The 21919-nt window shown below is 67.8% G+C and carries 33 protein-coding genes; 1 reads left to right on the top strand and 32 read right to left on the bottom strand.

What is annotated here, in order from left to right; all coding sequences use genetic code 11:
* Positions 1-128: 128 nt before the first annotated feature.
* The 32 genes from ACWGB8_RS30730 to ACWGB8_RS30575 all read right to left on the bottom strand — a co-directional run bounded on the left by ACWGB8_RS30730 (position 129) and on the right by ACWGB8_RS30575 (position 19671).
* The gene (locus ACWGB8_RS30730; protein WP_452216880.1) at positions 129-1151 is read right to left on the bottom strand and encodes a DNA-directed RNA polymerase subunit alpha; all 1023 of its coding nucleotides are present in this window, start codon (positions 1149-1151) and stop codon (positions 129-131) included.
* A 128-nt stretch (positions 1152-1279) separates the two neighbouring features.
* A complete protein-coding gene (gene rpsK, locus ACWGB8_RS30725) occupies positions 1280-1687 on the bottom strand; it encodes a 30S ribosomal protein S11 (protein ID WP_030232513.1) in 408 nt (135 codons plus the stop codon).
* A 72-nt stretch (positions 1688-1759) separates the two neighbouring features.
* A complete protein-coding gene (gene rpsM, locus ACWGB8_RS30720; protein WP_452216879.1) occupies positions 1760-2140 on the bottom strand; it encodes a 30S ribosomal protein S13 in 381 nt (126 codons plus the stop codon).
* Between the two features lie 175 nt (positions 2141-2315).
* Positions 2316-2429, bottom strand: a complete 114-nt coding sequence (gene rpmJ / locus ACWGB8_RS30715; protein WP_003956441.1) for a 50S ribosomal protein L36 — start codon at positions 2427-2429, stop codon at positions 2316-2318.
* Between the two features lie 34 nt (positions 2430-2463).
* The gene (infA, locus tag ACWGB8_RS30710) at positions 2464-2685 is read right to left on the bottom strand and encodes a translation initiation factor IF-1 (RefSeq protein WP_003956442.1); all 222 of its coding nucleotides are present in this window, start codon (positions 2683-2685) and stop codon (positions 2464-2466) included.
* A 177-nt stretch (positions 2686-2862) separates the two neighbouring features.
* Positions 2863-3285: a large conductance mechanosensitive channel protein MscL gene (mscL, locus tag ACWGB8_RS30705; RefSeq protein WP_452216878.1), complete on the bottom strand. Its 423-nt coding sequence runs from the start codon at positions 3283-3285 to the stop codon at positions 2863-2865.
* A gap of 129 nt (positions 3286-3414) precedes the next feature.
* On the bottom strand, positions 3415-4254 hold the full coding sequence (gene map / locus ACWGB8_RS30700) for a type I methionyl aminopeptidase (RefSeq protein ID WP_452216877.1): 840 nt from the start codon (positions 4252-4254) through the stop codon (positions 3415-3417).
* Positions 4255-4384: 130 nt separating this feature from the next.
* Positions 4385-5038: an adenylate kinase gene (locus tag ACWGB8_RS30695; RefSeq protein WP_452216876.1), complete on the bottom strand. Its 654-nt coding sequence runs from the start codon at positions 5036-5038 to the stop codon at positions 4385-4387.
* Complete coding sequence (gene secY, locus ACWGB8_RS30690) at positions 5038-6348, bottom strand: preprotein translocase subunit SecY (protein ID WP_452216875.1); 1311 nt, start codon at positions 6346-6348, stop codon at positions 5038-5040. The genes ACWGB8_RS30695 and secY overlap by 1 nt, the downstream gene beginning before the upstream one ends.
* A gap of 296 nt (positions 6349-6644) precedes the next feature.
* A complete protein-coding gene (rplO, locus tag ACWGB8_RS30685) occupies positions 6645-7097 on the bottom strand; it encodes a 50S ribosomal protein L15 (RefSeq protein WP_452216874.1) in 453 nt (150 codons plus the stop codon).
* A 2-nt stretch (positions 7098-7099) separates the two neighbouring features.
* Positions 7100-7282: a 50S ribosomal protein L30 gene (gene rpmD / locus ACWGB8_RS30680; protein ID WP_030055835.1), complete on the bottom strand. Its 183-nt coding sequence runs from the start codon at positions 7280-7282 to the stop codon at positions 7100-7102.
* Positions 7282-7902, bottom strand: a complete 621-nt coding sequence (rpsE, locus tag ACWGB8_RS30675) for a 30S ribosomal protein S5 (protein WP_452216873.1) — start codon at positions 7900-7902, stop codon at positions 7282-7284. The genes rpmD and rpsE overlap by 1 nt, the downstream gene beginning before the upstream one ends.
* Before the next feature lie 48 nt (positions 7903-7950).
* Entirely contained in the window at positions 7951-8334 is a 384-nt protein-coding gene (rplR, locus tag ACWGB8_RS30670; protein ID WP_209414075.1) for a 50S ribosomal protein L18, read from the bottom strand.
* A gap of 3 nt (positions 8335-8337) precedes the next feature.
* The gene (rplF, locus tag ACWGB8_RS30665; protein ID WP_380314101.1) at positions 8338-8877 is read right to left on the bottom strand and encodes a 50S ribosomal protein L6; all 540 of its coding nucleotides are present in this window, start codon (positions 8875-8877) and stop codon (positions 8338-8340) included.
* 22 nt (positions 8878-8899) lie between these two features.
* Positions 8900-9307, bottom strand: coding sequence for a 30S ribosomal protein S8 (gene rpsH / locus ACWGB8_RS30660; protein ID WP_030055831.1), 408 nt, complete (start codon positions 9305-9307; stop codon positions 8900-8902).
* Between the two features lie 267 nt (positions 9308-9574).
* Positions 9575-9760: a type Z 30S ribosomal protein S14 gene (locus tag ACWGB8_RS30655; RefSeq protein WP_030263476.1), complete on the bottom strand. Its 186-nt coding sequence runs from the start codon at positions 9758-9760 to the stop codon at positions 9575-9577.
* Between the two features lie 3 nt (positions 9761-9763).
* Complete coding sequence (gene rplE, locus ACWGB8_RS30650; RefSeq protein ID WP_452216872.1) at positions 9764-10330, bottom strand: 50S ribosomal protein L5; 567 nt, start codon at positions 10328-10330, stop codon at positions 9764-9766.
* The gene (gene rplX, locus ACWGB8_RS30645; RefSeq protein ID WP_452216881.1) at positions 10330-10641 is read right to left on the bottom strand and encodes a 50S ribosomal protein L24; all 312 of its coding nucleotides are present in this window, start codon (positions 10639-10641) and stop codon (positions 10330-10332) included. Before rplX ends, rplE begins: the two co-directional genes overlap by 1 nt.
* Before the next feature lie 16 nt (positions 10642-10657).
* Complete coding sequence (gene rplN, locus ACWGB8_RS30640; RefSeq protein WP_030232481.1) at positions 10658-11029, bottom strand: 50S ribosomal protein L14; 372 nt, start codon at positions 11027-11029, stop codon at positions 10658-10660.
* A 99-nt stretch (positions 11030-11128) separates the two neighbouring features.
* Complete coding sequence (gene rpsQ / locus ACWGB8_RS30635) at positions 11129-11401, bottom strand: 30S ribosomal protein S17 (protein WP_014136278.1); 273 nt, start codon at positions 11399-11401, stop codon at positions 11129-11131.
* A complete protein-coding gene (gene rpmC, locus ACWGB8_RS30630) occupies positions 11401-11625 on the bottom strand; it encodes a 50S ribosomal protein L29 (protein WP_031063040.1) in 225 nt (74 codons plus the stop codon). The genes rpsQ and rpmC overlap by 1 nt, the downstream gene beginning before the upstream one ends.
* On the bottom strand, positions 11625-12044 hold the full coding sequence (gene rplP, locus ACWGB8_RS30625; protein ID WP_030232476.1) for a 50S ribosomal protein L16: 420 nt from the start codon (positions 12042-12044) through the stop codon (positions 11625-11627). Before rplP ends, rpmC begins: the two co-directional genes overlap by 1 nt.
* A 5-nt stretch (positions 12045-12049) precedes the next feature.
* Positions 12050-12874: a 30S ribosomal protein S3 gene (gene rpsC, locus ACWGB8_RS30620; protein WP_030263494.1), complete on the bottom strand. Its 825-nt coding sequence runs from the start codon at positions 12872-12874 to the stop codon at positions 12050-12052.
* Positions 12874-13221 (bottom strand): 50S ribosomal protein L22, encoded by a 348-nt coding sequence (gene rplV, locus ACWGB8_RS30615; RefSeq protein ID WP_033824229.1) that lies wholly within the window; start codon positions 13219-13221, stop codon positions 12874-12876. Before rplV ends, rpsC begins: the two co-directional genes overlap by 1 nt.
* 57 nt (positions 13222-13278) lie before the next feature.
* Entirely contained in the window at positions 13279-13560 is a 282-nt protein-coding gene (rpsS, locus tag ACWGB8_RS30610; protein ID WP_030232469.1) for a 30S ribosomal protein S19, read from the bottom strand.
* An 11-nt stretch (positions 13561-13571) separates the two neighbouring features.
* Complete coding sequence (gene rplB, locus ACWGB8_RS30605) at positions 13572-14408, bottom strand: 50S ribosomal protein L2 (RefSeq protein ID WP_363648275.1); 837 nt, start codon at positions 14406-14408, stop codon at positions 13572-13574.
* Positions 14409-14453: 45 nt separating this feature from the next.
* Positions 14454-14771 (bottom strand): 50S ribosomal protein L23, encoded by a 318-nt coding sequence (gene rplW / locus ACWGB8_RS30600; protein WP_030280768.1) that lies wholly within the window; start codon positions 14769-14771, stop codon positions 14454-14456.
* Entirely contained in the window at positions 14771-15448 is a 678-nt protein-coding gene (gene rplD, locus ACWGB8_RS30595) for a 50S ribosomal protein L4 (RefSeq protein WP_452216871.1), read from the bottom strand. The genes rplW and rplD overlap by 1 nt, the downstream gene beginning before the upstream one ends.
* Before the next feature lie 4 nt (positions 15449-15452).
* Positions 15453-16100 (bottom strand): 50S ribosomal protein L3, encoded by a 648-nt coding sequence (gene rplC, locus ACWGB8_RS30590; RefSeq protein WP_452216870.1) that lies wholly within the window; start codon positions 16098-16100, stop codon positions 15453-15455.
* A 14-nt stretch (positions 16101-16114) separates the two neighbouring features.
* Positions 16115-16423 carry a 30S ribosomal protein S10 gene (rpsJ, locus tag ACWGB8_RS30585; protein WP_012785157.1) on the bottom strand — a complete coding sequence of 103 codons (309 nt, stop codon included), beginning with the start codon at positions 16421-16423 and terminating at the stop codon, positions 16115-16117.
* 526 nt (positions 16424-16949) lie between these two features.
* Complete coding sequence (locus ACWGB8_RS30580; protein ID WP_452216869.1) at positions 16950-18743, bottom strand: hypothetical protein; 1794 nt, start codon at positions 18741-18743, stop codon at positions 16950-16952.
* A 34-nt stretch (positions 18744-18777) separates the two neighbouring features.
* On the bottom strand, positions 18778-19671 hold the full coding sequence (locus ACWGB8_RS30575; protein ID WP_452216868.1) for a glycosyltransferase family 2 protein: 894 nt from the start codon (positions 19669-19671) through the stop codon (positions 18778-18780).
* A gap of 529 nt (positions 19672-20200) precedes the next feature.
* Here ACWGB8_RS30575 and ACWGB8_RS30570 point away from each other — a divergent pair.
* The gene (locus ACWGB8_RS30570; RefSeq protein ID WP_452216867.1) at positions 20201-21856 is read left to right on the top strand and encodes a hypothetical protein; all 1656 of its coding nucleotides are present in this window, start codon (positions 20201-20203) and stop codon (positions 21854-21856) included.
* Positions 21857-21919: the final 63 nt, after the last annotated feature.

The raw sequence follows: 21919 nt of genomic DNA, 5'->3' as shown, positions 1-21919 counted from the left end.
TTTTACCCCCTTAAATCCCCTAGGGGGGCCTAACTTGTTCCGGCGGGGGTGTTCCTTACCGGGGCCCCCCACCATTTCACCGGGGGGGGGGGGGGCCGGGGGGCCCCCCCCCCCGACCCCGAAACTTCTCAGTACTGCTCGGTCTCCGCGTAACCCGCGTCGTCCAGGTCGTCGGCGCCGAAGGCGTCGGCGGCAGCGGTCGGGTCGAACCCGGGCGGGCTGTCCTTGAGGGCCAGGCCCATGCCGGCCAGCTTCGCCTTGACCTCGTCGATCGACTTCGCGCCGAAGTTGCGGATGTCGAGCAGGTCGGCCTCGGAGCGGGCGACGAGCTCACCCACGGAGTGGATGCCCTCGCGCTTGAGGCAGTTGTAGGAGCGGACCGTGAGCTCCAGCTCCTCGATCGGCAGCGCCAGGTCGGCGGCCAGGGCGGCGTCCGTGGGGGACGGGCCCATGTCGATGCCCTCGGCGTCGATGTTCAGCTCGCGGGCGAGGCCGAACAGCTCCACCAGGGTCTTGCCGGCCGAGGCCATGGCGTCGCGCGGACGCATGGCGGGCTTGGTCTCGACGTCGACGATCAGCTTGTCGAAGTCGGTCCGCTGCTCGACACGGGTGGCCTCGACCTTGTAGGTGACCTTCAGCACGGGGCTGTAGATCGAGTCGACCGGGATGCGGCCGATCTCCTGGCCGGAGGCCTTGTTCTGCACGGCGGAGACGTAGCCGCGACCGCGCTCGACGGTCAGCTCCATCTCCAGCTTGCCCTTGCCGTTCAGGGTGGCGAGGACCAGCTCGGGGTTGTGCACCTCGACACCGGCCGGCGGCGCGATGTCGGCGGCGGTGACCACACCCGGGCCCTGCTTGCGCAGGTACATCACGACCGGCTCGTCGTGCTCCGAGGAGACGACCAGCTGCTTGATGTTGAGGATGAGGTCGGTGACGTCCTCCTTGACGCCCGGCACGGTGGTGAACTCGTGCAGGACGCCGTCGACGCGGATGCTGGTGACAGCGGCACCCGGGATCGACGACAGGAGCGTACGGCGAAGGGAGTTGCCGAGGGTGTAGCCGAAGCCCGGCTCCAGCGGCTCGATCACGAACCGCGAGCGGAACTCGTCGACGACCTCTTCGGTCAGCGAGGGGCGCTGAGCGATCAGCATGAGAGGTGTTCCTCCAGTTGTCTTCGGCACCCACTATTTGATGCCGACAGGACCAAGCGTACGGGCTCCTGCGGTGAACAGGAGCCCGTACAAGGTTTACAGCAACCCGCGTGCCCGAAGGCGCTGCGTCAGACGCGGCGGCGCTTCGGCGGACGGCAGCCGTTGTGCGGGGTGGGGGTGACGTCCTGGATCGAGCCGACCTCCAGGCCGGTGGCCTGGAGCGAGCGGATCGCGGTCTCGCGGCCGGAGCCCGGACCCTTCACGAAGACGTCGACCTTGCGCATGCCGTGCTCCTGCGCGCGACGGGCAGCGGCCTCGGCGGCCATCTGCGCGGCGAACGGGGTGGACTTGCGCGAGCCCTTGAAGCCGACGTGGCCGGCGGAGGCCCAGGAGATCACGTTGCCCGCGGGGTCGGTGATCGAAACGATGGTGTTGTTGAACGTGCTCTTGATGTGCGCGTGGCCGTGAGCGACGTTCTTCTTTTCCTTGCGGCGGATCTTCTTCGCGCCGGCAGCCTGACGACCCTTGGGGGGCATAAGTCTGTTCTCCTACTGAGGTGGTCGGTCCGCTGACCCGCGGGCCGGAGGGATGTCCGGTGACGGGACGGACTACTTCTTGCCCGGCTTCTTCTTACCGGCGATCGCGCGACGCGGGCCCTTGCGGGTACGCGCGTTGGTGTGGGTGCGCTGGCCGCGGACCGGCAGGCCGCGGCGGTGACGCAGACCCTCGTAGCAGCCGATCTCGACCTTGCGGCGGATGTCGGCGGCCACCTCACGGCGGAGGTCACCCTCGACCGTGTAGTTGGCGTCGATGTACTGGCTCAGCTTGACGAGGTCTTCCTCGGAGATGTCGCGAACGCGGACATCCGGGCTGACACCGGTCTCGGCCAGGGTCTGCTGGGCGCGGGTACGGCCGATGCCGTACACGTAGGTGAGGGCGATCTCGATCCGCTTCTCACGGGGGAGATCAACGCCGGCGAGGCGTGCCATTCATGGCTCCTGTGGTTCTTCAGAGGTCTGGCGTGCTGCCTGCTCCGACACCTCACGGTGAGGGAGCCCCGGCCTCTGACCGGGGGAGGCAGTCCTTCCGACGGGCGGAGGGATCGGGCAACCCGCTTATGACGTTTTCGCGTCGCGCGAAGGTACTACGAGAAATGCGGGACGATCAGCCCTGGCGCTGCTTGTGGCGCAGGTTGTCGCAGATCACCATGACCCGACCGTGACGGCGGATCACCTTGCACTTGTCGCAGATCTTCTTGACGCTCGGCTTGACCTTCATGACTCAGGTTCTCCGGGGTCTAGATCTGACGTTCTTACTTGTATCGGTAGACGATCCGGCCGCGGGTCAGGTCGTAGGGGCTGAGCTCCACCACAACCCGGTCATCCGGGAGGATGCGGATGTAGTGCATGCGCATCTTGCCGCTGATGTGCGCGAGGACCTTGTGACCGTTCTGCAGCTCGACCTTGAACATCGCGTTCGGAAGAGACTCGATCACGGTGCCCTCGATCTCAATGGCGCCTTGCTTCTTAGCCATGAACTGCGAGATCCACCCTTCGGGTCCGGCTACCGTATGCGGAACGCTCGTGCGAACCAGGCTTCACCTCGTCCGGGCGGGACGAGGGCGTGCCGAAACACGCTACGAGTGAGCCGACGCACCATCGTAAACCAAGCACCGCGTCGGAGCGAAATCAGCGGCGCCCGGCCCGGGGGCTCAGATCGAGGCCGGGACCAGCGGCTCGACGTGGGCGGTGCAGGCCGCGCAGCGGCGGGCGGCCTCGGGGATCTCGGTCAGGCACTCGGGGCAGGGGCGCTTGGGGGTCTTCGGCTTCTTGGGCAGGTACTTCGCGGTCGCCTTGGTCACCGGCAGGACGATGCAGAAGTAGAGCACCGCCGCGGTCATGAGGAACGCGATCAGCACGTTGAGGAACTGCCCGTACGGGAACGTGACGCCGGCCACCGTGAAGGTGTACTTGCTGAAGTCGCCGGCCGCTCCCACCACGACACCGACCAGCGGGGTGAGGAAGGCCGACACGAAGCCGGTCACCACCGCGGTGAAGGCGGCACCGATCACCACACCGACGGCCATGTCGATGACGTTGCCGCGCATCATGAAGTCGCGGAATCCCTTGAGCACTGCTCTCTCCTGCTCGCTCGTAGCCACTGCCAGCCGATAAAAATAGGACAAAAGCCCTGGAGGTCCAAACCTCCAGGGCCCTGATCCCCGGTCAGGAACGGCCGCGTGCCGCCCGACCTGCGGCGTTGCTCAGCCGAGCGGGTCCGGCGCCGCGGTGATGCCCAGCTTCGCCAGCTCGGCCTTGCCGCCGTCGAAGGCGGTCAGCACCAGCGGGCCCTGCTCGGTGACGGCCACCGAGTGCTCCCAGTGCGAGGCCCAGGTGCCGTCGGTGGTGACGACCGTCCAGTCGTCCTCCAGCACGGTGGTGTGCGGGGTGCCCAGCGACACCATCGGCTCGATCGCCAGCACGGTGCCGGGGACGAGCTTGGGGCCCTTGCCGCGGCCGCGCTCGACGTAGTTCAGCACGTGCGGCTCCATGTGCATCGCGGTGCCGATGCCGTGGCCGCCGTACCCCTCGGTGATGCCCCACTTACCCTTCGGGGGCAGCGGCTGGCGCCGGATGAAGCCCTCGATCGCCTTGGAGACGTCGGCCAGGCGGTTGCTCTTCTTCATCTGGGCGATGCCGGCCCACATGGAGCCCTCGGTCACCCGGCTGAGCATCTCGACCTCGGGGCGGACCTCGCCGACCGCGACGGTGATCGCCGCGTCGCCGTGCCAGCCGTCCACGATCGCGCCGCAGTCGATGGAGATCACGTCGCCCTCCTGCAGCACCCGCTCGCCGGGGATGCCGTGCACGACCTCGTTGTTCACCGAGGCGCAGATCACGCCCGGGAACCAGAGGCCGCCGTGGTCGGCGCGGAAGTTCGAGGTGGCGCCGTGGTCGGTGATCACCTTGTCCGCGATGTCGTTCAGCTCCTGGGTGGTCACCCCCGGAGCCACCGCCTCGCGGCAGGCCTTCAGGGCCTCGGCGACGACCAGCCCGGCCACCCGCATCTTCGCGATCTGCTCGGGGGTCTTGATCTCCACCATCTGGTCACGCCTTCCTGGATTCTCCGCCCGGTCCTTGCCGGGCGGCCGTGCACTCGTTCCACCGTACGACGCCGTACGGCCGCGCTGCCCCCGCGAGGGGCGAGCGCGGCCGCACGTGGGTCGCCGTCTGTCAGCTGTCCTGCTTCAGCGCGACGATCGCGCGCTGGGTGACCTCGTCCACCTTGCCGAGCGCCGGGATGATCTCGACCAGGCCCTGCTGGCGGTAGTAGTCGATGATCGGCTCGGTCTCCGTGTGGTAGACCTCCAGCCGGGTGCGGACCTTGTCCTCGGTGTCGTCCGAGCGCTGGTACAGCTCGCCGCCGCACTCGTCGCAGACGTCCTCGGCCTTCGGCGGGTTGTAGTCCACGTGGAAGACGTGGCCGCCGTCGTTGCGGCACAGGCGCCGGCCGGCGATGCGCCGGACGACCTCGTCCTCGGGGACCTCCAGGTCGAGCACGCCGTCGAGGGCGATGCCCTGCTCGGCGAGGAACTCGTCCAGTGCCTTGGCCTGCCCCAGGTTGCGGGGGAAGCCGTCGAGCAGGAAGCCGCCCGCGGCGTCGGCCTGGAGCATGCGGTCCTTGGCCATCCCGATGGTGACCTCGTCCGGCACGAGCCGGCCCGCGTCCATGTAGGACTTGGCTTCGAGCCCCAGCGGGGTGCCCTGGCCGATGTTGGCGCGGAAGAGGTCGCCGGTGGAGATGTGGGGGATGGACAGGGTCTTGGCGAGCAGGTGCGCCTGAGTACCCTTCCCGGCCCCGGGAGGCCCGACGAGGACGATACGCATCAGCGGAGGAACCCTTCGTAATTGCGCTGCTGGAGCTGGCTCTCGATCTGCTTAACAGTTTCGAGTCCGACGCCGACGACGATGAGCACGCTGGTGCCGCCGAACGGGAAGTTGGTCTGCTGTCCGAAGGCGACCAGGGCGATCATCGGGATCAACGCGATCAGGCCCAGGTAGAGCGAACCCGGCCACGTGATACGGGTGAGCACGTAGTTCAGGTACTCGGCCGTCGGCCGGCCGGCCCGGATGCCCGGGATGAACCCACCATACTTCTTCATATTGTCGGCAACTTCTTCGGGGTTGAAGGAGATGGCGACGTAGAAGAAGGCGAAGAAGACGATCAGCAGGAAGTAGGTGGCCATGTAGACCGGGTGGTCACCGGTGACGAAGTTCGTCCGGATCCAGTTCGCCCATCCGGCCTGGCTGTCGGTCAGCTGCACCACCAGAGCGGGGATGTACAGCAGCGACGAGGCGAAGATGACCGGGATGACACCGGCCTGGTTCACCTTGAGCGGGATGTAGGTCGAGGTCCCGCCGAAGGCCCGCCGGCCGATCATGCGCTTCGCGTACTGGACCGGGATCCGGCGCTGGGCCTGCTCCACGAAGATGACCAGCATCACAACGATGATGCCGATCGCGACGACCGACAGGAACTCCACCCAGCCGTCGGCGATGGTGCCGGAGCCCTTGATCGCCCACATCGAGCCCGGGAAGCCGGAGGCGATCGAGGTGAAGATCAGGATCGACATGCCGTTGCCGATGCCGCGGTCGGTGATGAGCTCGCCCAGCCACATGATGAAGGTGGTCCCGGCGGTCATCGTGAGGACCATGACCGCGATCCGGAACACCGACTGGTCCGGGACGATCTGGTTGGCGTAGATGCAGTTCGAGAAGAGCGCGCCGCTGGAGGCCGTCGCCACGATGCCGGTGCCCTGGAGCACGGCGAGCGCGATGGTCAGGTAGCGGGTGTACTGCGTGATCTTCGCGGTACCGGCCTGGCCCTCCTTCTTCAGCGCTTCCAGTCGCGGGATCACGACGGTGAGGAGCTGGAGGATGATGCTGGCGGTGATGTACGGCATGATGCCGAGGGCGAAGATCGTCAGCTGGAGGAGCGCGCCACCGCTGAACAGGTTGACGAGCCCGAAGAGGCCCCCGTTGTCGGCGTCCTTCACGCACTCGTTGACGGCCTTGAAGTCGACCCCGGGTACGGGAACGTGCGAGCCCAGCCGGAACAGCACCATGATGCCCAGCGTGAACAGCAGCTTCTTGCGCAGGTCGGGCGTCTGGAACGCCCGCGCGAACGCACTGAGCACGGTGCCTCCTGCGCCTCCCGCGCGTCGTCGGCGGGAGGGTCGGTCCTGAATGGGGAGTTTGCGGTTCGGGCCCCCGTACAGACGGCACAGGCGAGCCTACGCGCAGCCTACAAGGGAACTCCACGGACTCTAACAGTGCGCAGCCACTCCTAAGAAGCGCGTACCGCCCGTCCCCCACTCACGGGGTACGGGATGCCCGGATTTGCCACACAAAAGAACGAGGGCCACGAGGGTCCGGCAACGCACGAGCCCCGCATCTCCGGGGAGATGCGGGGCTCGTGTGAATGTCAGCGGGCTCAGACGAGCTCGGTGACCGTACCGCCGGCGGCGGTGATCTTCTCGGCGGCGGAGCCGGAGACGGCGTCGACCGTCACCTGCAGCGCGACCGAGATCTCGCCGGTGCCGAGCACCTTGACGAGGGAGTTCTTGCGAACCGCGCCCTTGGCGACCAGGCCCTCGACAGTGACCTCGCCACCCTGCGGGTAGAGCTCGGCCAGCTTGTCAAGGTTGACGACCTGGAAGGTCACCTTGAACGGGTTCTTGAAGCCCTTCAGCTTCGGCAGGCGCATGTGGAGCGGCATCTGGCCACCCTCGAAGCGCTGCGGAACCTGGTAGCGGGCCTTGGTGCCCTTGGTACCACGACCAGCGGTCTTACCCTTGGAGCCCTCACCACGACCCACGCGGATCTTGTCGGTCTTGGCACCCGGGGCGGGACGCAGGTTGTGGATCTTGATCGGGTTGTCGCCCATGATCAGTCCACCTCCTCAACCGTCACCAGGTGACGGACCGTGTGGGCCATCCCGCGGATCTCGGGACGGTCCTCCTTCACCACGACGTCGTGCATGCGCTTCAGGCCGAGCGAACGCAGGGTGTCGCGGTGGTTCTGCTTGCTGCCGATGTACGACTTGGTCTGCGTGATCTTCAGGCGAGCCATCAGGCGCTCACCCCGGCAGCACGAGCCCGCAGCAGAGCGGCGGGAGCGACGTCCTCCAGCGGCAGGCCACGGCGGGCGGCGATCTCCTCGGGGCGCACGAGGCCCTTCAGAGCAGCCACGGTGGCGTGCACGATGTTGATCGCGTTGTCCGAGCCGAGCGACTTCGACAGGATGTCGTGGATGCCGGCGCACTCCAGGACGGCGCGCACCGGACCACCGGCGATAACACCGGTACCGGGGGCGGCGGGCTTCAGCAGCACGACGCCGGCGGCCTTCTCACCCTGGATCGGGTGCGGGATGGTGCCCTGGATACGGGGAACCTTGAAGAAGTTCTTCTTGGCCTCCTCAACACCCTTGGCGATGGCGGCCGGAACCTCCTTCGCCTTCCCGTAACCGACACCCACGGTGCCGTCGCCATCGCCCACCACGACCAGCGCGGTGAAGCTGAAGCGGCGACCACCCTTGACTACCTTGGCGACACGGTTGATCGCGACGACGCGCTCGACGTAAGCGGTCTTCTCGACAACCTGGGCAGCGCCCCGGTCGTCACGCTTACGGTCGCGCCGCTCGCCACCGGTGCCGCCACCGGCGCCGCTACCGCGGCGCTGGGGTCCAGCCATTGGAATTACCTCTCTCGTTTACGTCCGTCGACAGAGCCGACGAGCGGCTTAGAAGTCGAGCCCGGCCTCACGGGCCGCGTCCGCCAGGGCGGCGATGCGGCCGGCGTACCGGTTGCCCGCGCGGTCGAAGACGACCGACTCGATGCCGGCGGCCTTGGCGCGCTCGGCGACCAGGCTCCCGACCTTCTTGGCCAGCTCGGTCTTGTCGCCCTCGACGCCCTTGATGGACACGTCGAGGGTGGACGCCGACGCCAGGGTGTGACCCTTGGCGTCGTCGATGACCTGGGCGACCATGTGACGGTTCGAGCGCGTCACGACGAGACGCGGACGCACCTCGGTGCCGACGACGCGCTTGCGAACGCGGATCGCGCGGCGCTTGCGAGCGGCGCTCTTGTAGGCGTTGCCCTTGCCGATCTTGACAGAGACACTCATCGCTTACTTACCACTCTTTCCGACCTTGCGGCGGATAACCTCGCCCGCGTACTTGACACCCTTGGCCTTGTACGGGTCGGGCTTGCGCAGCTTGCGGATGTTCGCGGCGACCTCGCCGACCTTCTGCTTGTCGATGCCGTCCACGTGGAACTTGGTGGGCGACTCGACGACGAAGGTGATGCCCTCCGGCGCCGGGACCAGGATCGGGTGGCTGTAGCCGAGCGAGAACTCCATGTCGGAGCCCTTCGCCGCGACGCGGTAACCAACACCGCTGATCTCCAGCGACTTGCGGTAGCCCGCGGTCACGCCGGTGATCATGTTCGCCACCAGCGTGCGGGTCAGGCCGTGCAGGGCCTTCGACTGACGCTCGTCGTTGGGGCGGGTGACGAGCAGCGTGCCGTCCTCGCCCTTGCCGATCTCGATCGGCGCGGCGACGACGTGGGTGAGGGAGCCCTTGGGGCCCTTCACCGAGACCGCCTGGCCATCGATGGTGACGTCCACGCCGGCGGGAACCGGGATGGGCAGCCGTCCAATGCGCGACATTGCTGTACCTCCGTTTCCCGAATTACCAGACGTAGGCGAGAACTTCTCCGCCTACGCCCTTCTTGGCAGCCTGCTTGTCCGTGAGGAGACCGGAGGACGTGGAGATGATCGCCACGCCCAGGCCGCCGAGGACCTTCGGCAGGTTGGTGGACTTTGCGTAAACGCGCAGACCCGGCTTGCTGATGCGCTTGATGCCGGCGATGGAGCGCTCACGGTTGGGGCCGAACTTGAGCTCGATGGTCAGCTTCTTGCCGACCTCGCCCTCAACGGGCTCCTCAACCTTGTAGGAGGAGATGTACCCCTCCTGCTGCAGGATCTCGGCGACGTGCGCCTTGATCTTGCTGGCCGGCATCGCCACGGAGTCGTGGTACGCCGAGTTCGCGTTACGCAGACGCGTGAGCATGTCTGCGATGGGGTCGGTCATGGTCATGATGGCCTCAGGCCTCTCTCGCCGTGGTTTCTCCGCGCCAGGTCCCCCTGTCGCACTCCGGGGAGTCCGTCAGGGGCACAAGCGCAGGGGACCTGCGACGTAGTAAGACTGGGTGCGAGCCCTCTCACTGAGGACCACGGACATCCATGGGGAAGCCGTGGCAGGGGGCCCGACCCCACAACCTTACGGGATTCCGCAGGGAGACCCAAAAACGGGTCGTGTGGGGTCGGGCACCTCTGCTCGTTTGGTGTGCCTAGGGCTCCGGGGTTACCAGGAGCTCTTGGTCACGCCCGGCAGCTCGCCGCGGTGCGCCATCTCACGGAGGCAGACACGGCACAGACCGAACTTGCGGTACACCGAGTGCGGACGACCGCAGCGCTGGCACCGGGTGTACGCCCGCACGCCGAACTTCGGCTTGCGCTCGGCCTTTGCGATCAGGGCCTTCTTCGCCATGGCTCACGCCTCCTTGAACGGGAAGCCCAGAGCGCGCAGGAGCGCCCGGCCCTCATCGTCGGTCTGAGCGGTGGTCACGACGGTGATGTCCATACCGCGCTGACGGTCGACCTTGTCCTGGTCGATCTCGTGGAACATGACCTGCTCGGTGAGACCGAAGGTGTAGTTGCCACGGCCGTCGAACTGCTTCGGCGAGAGGCCGCGGAAGTCACGGATACGCGGCAGAGCCAGCGACACCAGACGGTCCACGAACTCCCACATGCGGTCACCACGGAGGGTGACGTGGGCACCGATCGGCTGGCCCTCGCGCAGCTTGAACTGCGCGATGGACTTGCGGGCCTTGGTCACGGCCGGCTTCTGACCGGTGATCGCGGTCAGGTCCTTGATGGCACCCTCGATCAGCTTGCTGTCACGGGCAGCCTCGCCGACACCCATGTTGACCACGACCTTGACCAGGCCGGGGATCAGCATGACGTTCTCGTACTTGAACTGCTCGTTCAGCTGGCCCTTGACCTCGGAGCGGTAGCGCTCCTTGAGGCGGGGGGCCACCTTCTCAGTCGTCTCAGACATCAGATGTCCTCACCGGTCCGCTTGGCAACGCGGATCTTGTTGCCCTGGTCGTCGAAGCGGTACCCGACGCGGGTGACGACCTTCTTGCCGTCCTTCTCCACGACCAGCTGGACGTTGGAGACGTGCACCGGGGCCTCGACGGTGACGATGCCACCCTGAGTACCCGGACCCGGCTTGGTGTGCTTCTTGACCCGGTTCACACCCTCGACCAGGACCTTCTGCTCAGCCGGCAGGGCCTGAATGACCTTGCCCTGCTTGCCCTTGTCCTTGCCGGTGATGACCTGAACCAGGTCACCCTTCTTGATCTTCATGCTGTTCGCCATGAGATTAGAGCACCTCCGGCGCCAGCGAGATGATCTTCATGAACTTCTTGTCGCGCAGCTCGCGGCCCACCGGGCCGAAGATGCGGGTGCCACGGGGGTCACCCTCGGTGTTCTTGAGGACGACGGCGGCGTTCTCGTCGAACCGGATGTACGAGCCGTCCGGACGACGGCGCTCCTTCACGGTACGAACGACGACGCACTTGACGACGTCACCCTTCTTCACCGAGCCACCGGGGATCGCGTCCTTGACGGTTGCGACGATGACGTCCCCGATTCCGGCGTAGCGGCGACCGGAGCCACCGAGAACGCGGATGCAGAGGATCTCCTTGGCACCCGTGTTGTCGGCGACACGCAGTCGCGACTCCTGCTGGATCACAGCTTTCTCCTGATCGTCAACGAGAGTCGACGGGCCGGCCGCTGCTCACACCGGCATCCGTGGATCCGGTGCACATACGGCCGTACCTCATCGGCTTCGTTACTTGGCCTTCTCGAGGATCTCGACGACGCGCCAGCGCTTCGTCGCGGACAGCGGCCGGGTCTCCATCAGGAGGACACGGTCGCCGACACCGCACGCGTTCTGCTCGTCGTGCGCCTTCAGCTTGTTCGTACGGCGGATGACCTTGCCGTACAGAGCGTGCTTGACGCGGTCCTCGACGGCGACGACGACGGTCTTGTCCATCTTGTCGCTGACGACGAGACCCTCACGGGTCTTGCGGAAACCGCGCGTCTCGTTGGTGTTCTCAGTCATCAGGCGTTCTCCACCGTCTCGATGCCCAGCTCGCGCTCGCGCATCAGGGTGTAGATCCGCGCGATGTCCTTACGGACGAGCTTGAGCCGTCCGTGGTTGTCGAGCTGCCCGGTCGCCGCCTGGAAGCGGAGGTTGAACAGCTCCTCCTTGGCCTCGCGGAGCTTGGCAACGAGGGCCTCGTTGTCCAGCTGACGAAGCTCAGCAGCCTTGGTAGCGGCCGACATCAGCTCTCACCGTCCTCGCGCCGGACGATCCGGCACTTCATCGGAAGCTTGTGAGCGGCGCGGGTGAGCGCCTCACGAGCGACCTTCTCGTTCGGGTACGACAGCTCGAACATGACCCGACCCGGGTGCACGTTCGCGATCCACCACTCCGGCGAACCCTTACCGGAACCCATGCGGGTCTCGGCCGGCTTCTTGGTGAGCGGGCGGTCCGGGTAGATGTTGATCCAGACCTTGCCGCCACGGCGGATGTGACGGGTGATCGCGATACGAGCGGACTCGATCTGACGGTTCGTCACGTAGGCCGGGGTCACGGCCTGGATGCCGAACTGGCCGAACGCCAGCTCGGTGCCACCCTTGGCAGCGCCGCGGCGCTTCGGGTGGTGCTGCTTGCGGTGCTTGACCCGACGGGGGATCAGCATTGCGGTCAGGCCTCCGTTCCGGTGTTCTCGGCAGCCGGAGCCTCGGCGGCCGGGGCCGCGGGGGCCTCGGCAGCGGCGGGACGACGGCCGCGGCCACCGCGCTCGCCACCACGGCGCTCGCCACCGCGGGCGGGACGACCACCCTCGGGACGGGCCGGGCGGTTGCCCGAGCGGGCAGCGGCGTTCTCAGCGCGGACCTCGGCGATGTTCTTGACGTCGCCCTTGTAGATCCAGACCTTCACGCCGATGCGGCCGAAGGTCGTCTTGGCCTCGAAGAAGCCGTAGTCGACGTTCGCACGGAGGGTGTGCAGCGGCACGCGACCCTCGCGGTAGAACTCCGAACGGCTCATCTCGGCGCCGCCGAGACGACCGGAGCACTGGACCTTGATGCCCTTGGCGCCGGACTTCATGGTGCCCTGCATCGACTTGCGCATGGCACGGCGGAAGGAGACGCGCGAGGACAGCTGCTCCGCGACGCCCTGAGCCACGAGCTGGGCGTCCAGCTCGGGGTTCTTGACCTCGAGGATGTTCAGCTGGACCTGCTTGCCGGTCAGCTTCTCAAGGTCGCCGCGGATGCGGTCGGCCTCGGTGCCACGGCGGCCGATGACGATGCCGGGGCGAGCGGTGTGGATGTCCACGCGGACGCGGTCGCGGGTGCGCTCGATCTCGACCTTGGAGATGCCGGCGCGCTCCATGCCCTTCGTCATCATGCGACGAATGGCAACGTCTTCCTTGACGTAGTCCTTGTACAGCTTGTCGGCGTACCAGCGGGACTTGAAGTCCGTGCTGATGCCGAGGCGGAACCCGTGCGGGTTAACCTTCTGGCCCATTACCGGGTCCCTTCCTTGCTGCTGACGACCACGGTGATGTGGCTGGTCCGCTTGCGGATCCGGTAGGCACGGCCCTGGGCGCGCGGCCGGAACCGCTTCAGGGTCGGGCCCTCGTCAACGTACGCCTCGCTGATCACGAGGTCGTCCACGTTGTTGTGGTTGTAGTTGTGCACGGCGTTGGCAATGGCGCTGTCGAGCACCTTGCCGACCGGCACGGTGGCGGCCTGCGGAGCGAAACGCAGGACGGCCTGGGCCTCCGTGGCGTTCAGGCCACGGATGAGGTCCACCACGCGGCGGGCCTTCATGGGCGTGACGCGGATGTACCGCGCCTGGGCCCTGGCTTCCATGGTTGTCCCCTTAATGGAGTAAGTCATTGAGTCGTTCTGGCGGTGAAGCTCAGGCGACTAGCGACGCTTCGACTTGCGGTCGTCCTTGACGTGGCCGCGGAAGGTGCGGGTCGGAGCGAACTCGCCCAGCTTGTGGCCGACCATCGACTCGGTGACGAACACCGGGACGTGCTTGCGACCATCGTGAACCGCGATCGTGTGACCGAGCATGCTCGGGCTGATCACGGAGCGACGGGACCAGGTCTTGATGACGTTCTGGGTACCCGCCTCGTTCTGAACGTCCACCTTCTTGATGAGGTGGCCGTCGATGAAGGGGCCCTTCTTAAGACTGCGCGGCATCTGACCTGCTCCTAGCGCTTCTTGTTGGTCTTGCGGCGGCGCACGATGAGCTTGTCCGACGCCTTGTTCGGGCGACGGGTACGGCCCTCGGGCTTACCCCACGGCGAGACCGGGTGGCGACCACCGGAGGTCTTGCCCTCACCACCACCGTGCGGGTGGTCGATCGGGTTCATGGCCACACCACGCACGGTCGGGCGAACGCCCTTCCAGCGCATACGGCCGGCCTTGCCCCAGTTGATGTTCGACTGCTCGGCGTTGCCGACCTCGCCGACCGTGGCGCGGCAGCGCGCGTCAACCAGGCGGATCTCGCCGGAGGGCATGCGCAGGTGCGCCATCTTGCCCTCACGAGCCAGCAGCTGGATGCCGGAACCCGCGGAACGGGCCAGCTTGGCACCGCCACCGGGACGCAGCTCCACCGCGTGAATGGTGGTACCGACCGGGATGTTGCGCAGCGGCAGGTTGTTGCCGGGCTTGATGTCGGCGCCGGGGCCGTTCTCAATCCGGTCGCCCTGCGCGATGCCGCGCGGCGCGATGATGTAGCGCTTCTCGCCGTCCACGTAGTGCAGGAGCGCGATGCGCGCGGTGCGGTTCGGGTCGTACTCGATGTGCGCGACCTTGGCCGGCACGCCGTCCTTGTCGTGACGACGGAAGTCGATCACGCGGTAGGCGCGCTTGTGACCGCCACCCTGGTGGCGAGCGGTGACACGACCGGCGTTGTTACGGCCGCCCTTGCTGTGCAGGGGGCGAACCAGCGACTTCTCCGGCGTGGACCGCGTGATTTCTACGAAGTCGGCCACGCTGGAGCCACGACGGCCCGGCGTAGTCGGCTTGTACTTGCGGATGCCCATTTGGCTCTCTCGTCCTCGTCCTTATCGACGATCACGATCCCCTTGTCAGGAGACCGGACCACCGAAGATGTCGATGCGGTTGCCCTCGGCCAGCGTCACGATGGCGCGCTTGGTGTCCTTGCGCTTGCCAAAGCCCGTCTTGGAGCGCTTGCGCTTGCCCTGACGGTTGATCGTGTTGACAGCCTCGACCTTGACCGAGAAGACCGCCTCGACGGCCTGCTTGATCTGGGTCTTGTTGGCGCCCGGCGACACGATGAACGTGTACTTGTTCTCGTCGAGGAGGCTGTAGCTCTTCTCGGAGATAACCGGCTTCACCAGGACGTCACGGGGGTCCGTGAACGTCTTGCTCGTAACGTCGCTCATCAGGCGGCGCTCCCTTCGAGCTCGCCCTCAGCGGCAACGGCCTTGGCGGACGCGGCCGGACCGGCCACGAAACGCTCGAAGGCGGCCTGGGTGAAGACCACATCGTCGGAGACGAGCACGTCGTAGGTGTTCAGCTGACCGGCGTCCAGGATGTGCACGTTCGGCAGGTTGCGAGCGGACTTGAGGCCCAGCTCGTCCGCACGCTCGACGACCAGGAGGACGTTCTTGCGGTCGGTGATCTTGCCGAACAGGCTCTTGGCGGCCTTGGTCGACGGCGCCTCGGTCGCGGTCACGTCGGTGACGACGTGGATGCGGTTGTGGCGGGCCCGGTCGGTGAGCGCACCGCGGAGGGCGGCGGCGATCATCTTCTTCGGGGTCCGCTGCGAGTAGTCGCGCGGCACGGGACCGTGCACGACGCCACCGCCGGCGAACTGCGGCGCACGGGTCGAGCCCTGACGGGCGCGGCCGGTGCCCTTCTGACGGTACGGCTTCTTGCCGCCGCCACGGACCTCGCCACGAGTCTTGGTCTTGTGGGTGCCCTGACGGGCCGCAGCGAGCTGCGCCACGACGACCTGGTGCATCAGCGGAACGCTGACCTTCGCGTCGAAGATCTCGGCCGGCAGCTCGACGCTGCCGGTCTTGTCGCCAGCCGGCGACAGGATGTCAATGGTGCTCATTTCCTCACAGCCCCTTCGCCGCGGTGCGGACGAGGACGAGGCCGCCGTTCGGGCCCGGGACGGCGCCCTTGATGAGCAGCAGGCCCTTCTCCGCGTCGACCGCGTGCACGGTCAGGTTCTGGGTGGTCACACGCTCGTGACCCATCCGACCGGCCATGCGCAGACCCTTGAACACGCGGCCCGGGGTGGCGCAGCCACCGATGGAACCGGGCGAACGGTGCTTGCGCTGGGTGCCGTGACCGGCGCCGAGGCCCTTGAAGTTGTGACGCTTCATGACACCGGCGAAGCCCTTGCCCTTGGAGGTGCCGGTCACGTCGACCTTGACACCCGCCTCGAACAGCTCGGCGGTGATCTCCTGGCCCAGGGTGTACTCGGACGCGTCCGAGGTACGGAGCTCGACCAGGTGGCGGCGCGGGGTGACACCGGCCTTGGCGAAGTGGCCCGCGAGGGGCTTGTTCACCTTGCGGGGGTCGATCTCGCCGAAGCCGATCTGGACGGCGTCGTAGCCGGCCGGGCTGTCGGCGGTGTGGACCTGGGTCACGACATTCGGCCCGGCCTTGACGACGGTCACCGGAACCACCCGGTTGTTCTCGTCCCAGACCTGGGTCATGCCGAGCTTCTCGCCCAGGATGCCCTTCATCTGCTTTGCCATCTTCGGTGCGCCTCTCAGAGCTTGATCTCGATGTCGACACCGGCCGGCAGGTCGAGACGCATCAGCGAGTCAACCGTCTTCGGCGTGGGGTCGAGGATGTCGATCAGACGCTTGTGAGTACGCATCTCGAAGTGCTCGCGCGAGTCCTTGTACTTGTGCGGCGAGCGGATGACGCAGTACACGTTCTTCTCAGTGGGCAGCGGCACCGGGCCCGCGACCTGCGCACCAGTGCGAATCACCGTCTCGACGATCTTCTTCGCCGAGGAGTCGATGACCTCGTGGTCGTAGGCCTTGAGCCGGATGCGGATCTTCTGTCCCGCCATGGCTACTTCGTAGTCCTTCTGTCGTCGCTGCTACTACGGCCGGGTTCGTCCGGGTGGACTTCCCCAGCGGCGCCCCCGAGTGGTTACCTCCGACCCCCGCGGTCGGGCGTGTCGCCCTCTCGCTTGCAAAAAATCCGGAAGAGGTCACCCTCTCGCGGATCTCCCACGGGTTCGGCAGGTCTTGCACCCACCAGGCGCCGGGTCGAGGCCCCGCCCACGCTTCCCGGAAGATTCCCGTACGTCCGCCCCGCAGCTGCCGCGGTGTCGACTACACACCACTGCATTCACACACTTCACGTGAACACATGAACGGCCATCACGGGAACGACGAGTACATGGGACTCGCTTCCAGTCCTCCCGGCGGGAGGCGCGCAGCATCGGCACTCAACCGAGCAACTTGGACATACTGCCACATGGAGCAGCCGAAATGCCAATCGGGGCCGGTGGGGGTCTCCCCCACCGGCCCCGACCGGGTGGTCGCCGGGCGCCGGGCGTCAGCGCCCCGCCGCGGCCCGCGCGCCGCAGGTCACCAGGGCCGCTTCGAGCCGCAGACCAGGGCCCACTCCTCGCCGTCCACGTTGGCGCACCAGAGCCGGCCCTTGTCCGGCTCGTTGTTGTACTCCTTGAGCTGCATGTTGACCGGGGCGCAGTCGGTCGGACCGGCCGGGTCGTACTTGGGGCACTTGCCGTTGCGGTTGACCAGGATGTGGGCCCGCCAGGCGTCCACGCCCATGTCGATCACCTTGGGGTCGGTGCTCGGCATGTAGCGGTCCGCCGACCAGGAGGCCGACATCGTGGCGAACAGCGCGAGCGCGCAGACCGCGCCCGCCACCAGCCGCCCGGTGACCGCCGGGCGCACCTTCGCCGCGGCCTCCTCGCCGCCGCCGGCCCGCAGCAGCGTCTTGGCCCAGCCGGTACCGCGCTGCACCGCGAACATCAGGCCGAGCACCGCGAGGATCATCAGGCTGTACAGGATGATCCAGGTGGTGCGCGGGTAGAGCTGGATCGCCTTCTCCTGTGCCATGTGCGAGGCGAACCAGAAGCGCAGCAGCCAGGAGCTGATCAGCGTCGCCGCGACCGTGCGGACCGCGAGGCTGCGCAGCCCCAGGCCCAGCGCCAGCGCCGCGCCGGCCAGCAGCAGCAGGGTGTAGGCGCTCTGCCCGGCGAGCTCGCCGCGCCACGGCCACTCGTGGTAGTTCAGCCGGCCGGTGCGGTCGGAGGCCCAGCCCATGATGTACGCCGGGTCGATGTACACCGAGAGGTAGGCGTAGCGGTCCTTGGCCTCCGCGCCCAGCATCACCAGCTGGTACAGCAGCGGCGAGCCGACGATGCCCGCGCTGAGCAGCGTGACGCCGGTGAACACCAGAGTCGGCTTCAGCTTCGCGGCGCCCTTGCGCCACGGGATCAGGAACAGCGTCAGCACGAAGACGCCCGGCGCCGCCCAGATGAACCAGCCCGAGTACCAGAGGAACATCAGGCCGAAGGCGACCCCGAAGCCGGTGCCCCGAAGCAGGTTGGACCGCAGCGTGTTCTCCGGCGCCCGCCGCAGCTCGCGCAGGCAGCCGACCAGCAGCGGCACCATCACGATCATGGTGACGTGGCTGTACGGCCGGATCGGGTCCAGGAACAGGATCGCCGCCGGAACGGCGATCAGCAGCGCCCAGAACGGCCGCAGCAGCAGCCGCCAGGACAGGTACGCCATCGGGCCGACCAGCGCGCTGCAGAGCAGCTGAACGTCCTTCATCGCGTAGCCGCCACCGCCGATGCCGCCGTAGAACAGCTTCGACCAGATCGCCAGCAGCGCCGGGAAGCCGGGCGGGTAGACCCCGGGCAGGCCCTCGCCGCGCAGCATGTCGTTGGCCATGCCGATCAGGTTGCCGGGGTCTCCCTCCTGGCCGCCCAGGCCCCACTGGGTGCCGTTCAGGGCGACCACGATGCCGCCCGCCACCGCACCGGTGGACAGACCGGCGACCGCGGCGCAGACCAGCCGCTGGACGAGCTGGTAGCGGGCCAGGCTCCCCCGGTGGGCGGCGTACAGCAGCACCGCGAGCACCGGCAGGCCGACGATCGCGGCGTACTGCTGGAGCAGCGCCAGGCCGCTGACCTGGCCGATGCGGTTGAGCGGATTGACGTCGATGCGCGTGCAGAGGTACGCGAAGCCGAGGGCGAACGCCACGGCGACCGCGGCCTCGGCCGTGCGGACGGCCCACGGCCTGGTCAGCAGGCCCGGCAGGGAGGAGCCGGAGGTGGCCGCGGTGTCGCCCGACCCGGGCAGGTCGGGCCCGGGGTCGTCGACCGGGCGGGTGGCCAGATCTGTCATGTGTTTCTCTTCCAGAAGGGGCGCCGGTGGGCGGTCAGCTGCTGCGGATCGCCCGGCCGACCATGGCCCCGGCGTGCGAGAGGTCACCGGCGCCGAGCCTGCCGACGGCGACCATCAGGGCGTGCAGCCGGGAGGAGATGTGCCGGTCCGCGGACTTGGCGGCGGCGTGCCAGCCCTTGGCCCGGAGCTCCTTGGCGATCAGCGAGTAGTAGTGCAGCTCCTCGTCGAAGCGCTTGCCGTCCTTCACCCGGTTGGAGGAGTCGCTGGCCTGGTGGCGGCGGTAGCGGAACACCAGGCGCTCGTCGACCAGCAGGTTGCCGCCCTCCATCAGCATGTCGACGATGAAGGCGAGGTCGTGGATGGCGTCGATGTCGGGGCGGTACGGGATCTTCGACAGCGCCGACCGGCGGTAGGTGAGCGAGGGCGTGTACAGCCAGTTGCCGGACAGCAGGCTCTTCACGGCGTCCTCGCCGCCGATCACGCCGGCCTTGCGGGCGGGGGCGCTGATCCGGCGCTTCACCTTGTCGCCCATGCCCACGGCGGTGATCAGGGTGCCGTCGCTGTCCATGATCCGCACGCCGGGTTGGACGGCGATGGCGTCCGGGTCGGCGCGCAGGCGCTCCAGCACGACGTCCAGGTAGTCCGGCTCCAGCAGGTCGTCGGCGCCCATCATGGAGACGAACTCGCGCTCCGCCAGGGTCGAGGCCTTGTAGGTGTTGCCGTTGGGGCCCAGCCGCTCCTCGTTGCGGAGGTAGCGGATCCGGTCGTCACCCAGGCTCTCGATGTACTCCAGGGCCCGGAAGCCGGGGTACTGGTCGTCGACGACGGTCAGCCGCCAGTCCTGCTGGTGCTGGGCGCGGATGCTGTCGATGGTGGCGAACAGGTACTCCGGGTCCCCGTAGTACGGGATGACGAAATCGACGCTCATGTAGGCGCCGCACCTCCTGATCTTGGAACGCGCTCCGGTGCTACCCGGCCGCGGCCAGCCAGGCGTACCCAGTCAACCAGTACTCCGCCGTCGGCGTTGAGCCGGTACACCCGTCCGCCGGGCGCCCGGCGCGGGCCGGCCGCCCTCGGCGGGTGCCCGATCCGCTCCCCCCGGACGACCGGACGGGCAACGGTTCGGGAATTCCGATACAAAGAAATGTCGCGACCGGGCAACCGCGCAATGAATTACCGGGGAATGTCCGAGATGTCGGCGCCGCGTGAATAGTGGGCATGCGAGCCAGGCTTGCGGCGGCCTACTGTAATCTCTTGGGTTGACATGTCGCCACCCGTGTTGACGGGTTCCGAAAGGCTCGCCGGAGATGACCATCAGCCTTCCCAACCTTCCGGGTGGGGCAGCGCAACTGCAATCACCCCCACCCGCACCGTCGCGCAGCCGGCACCGCGCGACGGGCCGTCAGGGGTCGCGCTGGTGGCTGCTTGCGGAGGGGGCGACGGCCGTTATCGTCGCCATGCTCACAACATGGGTCTCGCGATTCATCGACATCAACCCGATGGTGCGGGCCGGACAGGTCAGCGGTCTCGCCGCGCTGCAGTTGTTCCTGCTGCTCGGGATGGGTGCCACGCTGATCCTCCTGATGCCGGCCATGCGCCGTTGGCGGGCCCTTCCGCTGCAATTCGCCGCCGCCGTTTTCGCGGGCTTCTCCAGCGGTCTCGTCGCGGCCGCGGTGGCACTGGCACTGCGCGGCACCGATTGGCCGCTCGGCGGCCAGGGCGGCGACTCCGGCGTCCTCCAGGGCTGGGCCTTCAACCTCGTCCACGGCCAGCCGATCGACGACACCTACCCGCCGCTCTTCCCGAACCTGCTGGCCTGGTACACCGAGCACTTCACCGACGCCAACCCCGGCGAGGCGCTGAAGATGGTCAGCCTGGTGTTCATAGCCCTGCTCGGCCCGGTCGCCTACCTGGCCTGGCGGCTGCTGCTGCCCCCGCTGTGGGCGCTCGGCATCGGCGTCACCGCCTCGCTGCCGCTGACCGACCCGTACAAGCCGTACACCACGATCGTCCTGGTCGGGCTGCTGCCGCTGCTCGCCAAGCTGCTGCAGCTGATCCAGCGCTCGCACCTGCTCGGCCGCCGCACCGCCGCGCTCCTCGGCGGGGGCACCGGCGCGGTGCTGGGCCTGCTGTTCCTGCTCTACTCCGGCTGGTTCGTCTGGTCCGCGGCCGGTCTGATGCTGCTCGGCGTGGTGCTGCTGTACCGCCAGTGGCGCACCCTCGGCACCCGCGCCCTCATGACGGCCCTGGTGCTGATCGGCACGACCGTGCTGGGCTTCGTGGCGGTGGCCGGCTTCTACCTGACCCGGTTCCTCTCCGCGGCCGGCGGCGCGGTCGACCGCTACTGCTACTTCGACGTGTACACCGAGCCGACGTTCTTCACCATGTGGGGCAGCGACGTCCCCGGGAACCTCGGCCTCAGTGGCTGGCCGCCGCCCGGGGAGATCGGCGGAGTCGGCCTGTTCGCGATCCTGCTGCTGGTCGGTGCGGCGGCGGCCCTCGGCCTGGGCCCGCGCAACGCGGTCGTGCTGGCCGCCGCGGCGGCCGCGGCGAGCGCCTTCCTGATGCGCTACTGGTACGCCTCGCAGCTGTTCGAGAACCAGGCCGTGATGCTCTACCCCCGCACCAACCAGCAGCTGCTGTACTGCTTCGTGGTGCTCACCGGCCTGGCGGCCTACCTCGGCACCGAGCGCTGGAAGACCCGCCGCCGGCTGGCCGAGGGCGCCCCCGCCGTCCCGGCCTTCGAGCGGACGCCCCGGCGGATCGCGCTCGCCGCACTCTGCTCGATCGGCCTGCTGTTCGGCATGGCGGGCTCCGCCACGGGCAGCAAGTACATGCCCTTCGACGGCGAGCGAATAGACGGCCAGGGCGCCCTCGCCTACTCGGCACAGGTCCTGCGCGGCGTCGACGGCGCGTGCTCCCCGTTCGTCCAGAAGTGCGAGGACGCGGCCGAGCCGAAGGTCTACGACCAGGCCGAGAAGACCCGCAAGGACGAGGCGAACCGGGCGAAGCCCGAGTACCAGGTGCTCAACTGCGCGAGCACCAACCCCTACCCGCGCGCCCCCAAGGCGAGCGGCCTGGTCGGCACGGTGGCCGCCCTGGTCGCCGGCTGACCGGGCGCACCGCACGGCAGAGGGCCGGTACCCCCGCGGGGGTACCGGCCCTCTGCCGTGGGC

It is taken from the genome of Kitasatospora sp. NPDC054939 (assembly GCF_053610105.1).
Note: the sequence above shows the minus strand (reverse complement) of the source record. Positions and strands in the feature narration are given on the sequence as shown.